This window comes from Streptomyces sp. KLMMK, from assembly GCF_036961605.1.
Classification (GTDB): Bacteria; Actinomycetota; Actinomycetes; order Streptomycetales; family Streptomycetaceae; genus Streptomyces; species Streptomyces telluris.
This window is the reverse complement of sequence record NZ_JBAMDC010000561.1, coordinates 1-3,192: the sequence shown is the minus strand read 5'-3', so window position 1 is coordinate 3,192 and position 3,192 is coordinate 1. Positions and strand designations below refer to the sequence as shown.

Sequence of the window (3,192 nt, the reverse complement as noted above, 5' to 3'; positions counted from 1 at the left end):
CCACATGGGCGGCGGACGCCTGGGCCCTCGCGGCCGCGGACGGCCGGTCCCTCCTCGGCATCGCCGGACCGCCGGGCGCGGGAAAGTCGACGCTCGCCCGGGCCCTGGTCGCGGAGGTGCGGCGGCAGCACGGCGCCGGCTCCGCCGCGTACCTGCCGATGGACGGCTTCCACCTCTCCAACGCGCAGCTGGAGCGCCTCGGCCTGACCGGCCGCAAGGGCTCCGCGCCGAGCTTCGACGTGTGGGGCTACGCCGACCTGCTGCGCCGCGTGACGGAGGAGCGCGACCGGGACGTCTACGTGCCGGACTACGACCGCACGCTGCACGAGCCGGTCGCCGCCCGGCACCTGGTCCCGCCGTCCGCCCGGCTGGTGGTGACGGAGGGCAACTACCTGGCCTGTGACGAGCCGGGCTGGCGGGACGCCCGCCGGTACCTCGCCGAGGTCTGGTACCTCGAGACACCTGACGAAGTCCGTCAAGACCGCCTGCTTGAACGGCAAATGACCGGAGGGCGGGACGAGGTTGCCGCACGGGCATGGGTGCAGGGCAACGACGGTCCCAATGGCGAACAAGTGAAGGCTTCGCGGCGGCGGTGTGACCGGATTCTTGCGACCGTTGGCCTAGACATGCCAAACGGCCGGTACTAGCCTCCGCCTTGGTCTAGACCGCATTTCACTCGGCTCACAGAACCCCCCACGTTCTCCGAGGAGCGAAAGCATGCGCAAAAAGATCAGTGCGGCGATCATCGGCTTCGGCATCGCAGGCGTGTCCCTGTTCGCCACCGGCAGCGCGAGCAGTCACGGCTACACCGACTCCCCCACCAGTCGCCAGGTGTACTGCTCCAACGGCACCGTCAAGAACTGCGGCGCGATCCAGTGGGAGCCGCAGAGCGTCGAGGGCTCCAAGGGCTTCCCGGCCCGCGGGCCCGCCGACGGCACCATCTGTTCCGGCGGCAACAGCCGCTTCGCGGAACTCGACGATCCGCGCGGCGGCCAGTGGCCGGCCACCCAGGTCACCGCGGGCCAGAGCCTCACGTTCCGGTGGCGGCTCACGGCCCGCCACGCCACCACCGACTTCCGCTACTACCTCACCAGGCCCACCTACGACCCGGGCCGGCCGCTCACCCGCGCCGACCTCGAATCCCAGCCCTTCCTGACCGTTCCCTACGGCGGCCGGGTGCCCGACGCCACCGTCTCCCACCAGGGCACCCTCCCCGCGGGCCGCACCGGCAAGCAGCTCGTCCTCGCCGTCTGGACCATCGCGGACACGGGCAACGCCTTCTACGCCTGCTCCGACGTCCGGTTCTGACGGCCCCACCGGCGGCCGCGCGGACGGACGGAGCATCCCGGCGCCTCCCCGGCCCCACCCCGGGGAGGCGCCACCCGGCTCCCCGCCGCGCCGCTCACTCGCTCTCTGCGCCGCTCACTCGCTCTCCGCGTCGCCCTTGCCCGGCCGCAGGGCGATCCGTGCCAGCACCCCCGCGACCACCAGCGCGACCGCCGCCAGCAGCGCGTAGTCCGGCACCGCGCCGCCCACCCGGGAGGCGAGCTCCTCCAGGCGGTACTCCTGGTCGGCGTCCAGGAGCCCGGGCAGGCCCGTCGTCCCGTCGTAGGCGAGGAAGAGCACCCCGATGCCGATGAAGAACAGGCCCGAGACCAGCGAGGTGGTGTGCAGTCGCAGCGGCCCCAGGCGCAGCTCCCGGCCGCGCAGCCAGCGCCGGCCGCCGAGCCGGAAGCGGTCCCAGAAGAGCGCCAGCACGAACAGCGGCAGCGCCATGCCGAGGGCGTAGACGGCGAGCATGGAGCCGCCGTAGACGGGATTGCCGTTGACGGCCGTCACGGTGAGGACCGCACCGAGGATCGGCCCCGCGCAGAACCCGGCCAGCCCGTACACACAGCCCAGCAGGAACGTGGACGCGGCCGAGCGCGGCGTGATCCGCCCGGCGGCGGCCTGCGCCTTCTTCGACGCGAAGCCCAGGCCCAGGATCTGGGCCACGCCCAGGGCGATCACGATCCAGCCGCCGGCGGTCACCAGCACCTCGCGGTGGCCGTTGAACAGCCTGCTCGCGGCGGTGGAGGCCACGCCGAGCGGGACGAGCGTGGTGGCGAGGCCCACGTAGAAGACGCCGGTGCGGGCCAGCAGCCGGCCCGGGCTCGCCAGGGAGTACGCGAAGAAGGCCGGCAGCAGCAGCGCGCTGCACGGGCTGACCAGGGCGAGGGCGCCGCCGAGGAACGCGGCGAGGTAGCCGATGTCGGTCACGGCGTCCCCTTACTTCTTGCGCTCGTGCGCGGCCCGCTCGGCCTGGGCGATGGCCTCGTCGAAGGCGGCCATCGGCTGGGCGCCGGCGATGGGGCGGCCGCCGACGAGGAAGGACGGCGTGGAGGCCACGCCGAGGTTGTACCCCTCCTTCTGGTCCTTCTTGACGGCCTCCTCGGAAGCCGACCCGTTCAGGTCCGAGCGGAAGCGGTCGATGTCGGTCACGCCGGCCTTGCCGGCCATGTCGACGAGCTTGTCCTCGGCGAGGGCGTCGCCCTTGCGGAGCTTGGCGTAGACCTCGTCGTGGAACTGCCAGAACTTCCCCTGCTGACCGGCCGCCCAGGAGGCACGGGCGGCGCGCTCGGAGTCCTTGCCGAAGATCGGGAAGTTGCGGAACTCGATGCGCAGCACGCCCTCGTCCACGTACTTCCGGACCAGCTCGGGCTGGCTGTCGCGGGTGAACTTGCCGCAGTACGAGCACTGGTAGTCGGCGTACTCCACGAGCACGACCGGCGCGTCCTTCCGGCCGAGCGCGAGGGGGTCGCCGTCCTGGCGGCGGCTGGTGGCCTGCTCGGCCCGGGCGTACATCCCCTCCATCGGGTCGGCGGAGGACGTGCCGGACGCGGAGGGCTTGCGCGTGCCGGAGCCGCTCCCGCTCTTGCCGATCGCCATGCCCACCGCGACGACGGCGACGACGAGCGCGAGGACCGCGCCGAGGGCGGCGAGACGGCGGGGGAGGGAGGCGGTACGGGCCTTGGCCGGGGACGGCTTCACGGTCTTGGAGGACGGGGCGGCGGCCTTGGCGGCCTTGGGGGACTTAGCGGACATAAAGGAGAAAGCTCCCTGGTACGGACGGAATCTGGATGTGCCGGAGCACGGCCCGGCGGGGGCCGTGCCGGGCGGATCTAGATCCGCAGAACGGGGAGCAGCTCGGCG

General features: G+C 72.7%; 4 protein-coding genes. 2 read left to right on the top strand and 2 right to left on the bottom strand.

The features are described from left to right. Positions 1-647 (top strand): nucleoside/nucleotide kinase family protein (locus V7793_RS35515; RefSeq protein ID WP_336013804.1); only part of this gene is annotated, 647 nt, incomplete at its 5' end. Between the two features lie 70 nt (positions 648-717). After that, a complete protein-coding gene (locus V7793_RS35510) occupies positions 718-1,308 on the top strand; it encodes a lytic polysaccharide monooxygenase auxiliary activity family 9 protein (RefSeq protein ID WP_336013803.1) in 591 nt (196 codons plus the stop codon). 114 nt (positions 1,309-1,422) lie between these two features. On the opposite strand, the gene V7793_RS35505 is transcribed toward V7793_RS35510, so the two are convergent. Both V7793_RS35505 and V7793_RS35500 read right to left on the bottom strand, forming a co-directional pair. Then, positions 1,423-2,259, bottom strand: coding sequence for a cytochrome c biogenesis CcdA family protein (locus tag V7793_RS35505; RefSeq protein WP_336013802.1), 837 nt, complete (start codon positions 2,257-2,259; stop codon positions 1,423-1,425). A 9-nt stretch (positions 2,260-2,268) separates the two neighbouring features. Further along, positions 2,269-3,084 carry a DsbA family protein gene (locus V7793_RS35500; RefSeq protein ID WP_336013801.1) on the bottom strand — a complete coding sequence of 272 codons (816 nt, stop codon included), beginning with the start codon at positions 3,082-3,084 and terminating at the stop codon, positions 2,269-2,271. Positions 3,085-3,192: the final 108 nt, after the last annotated feature.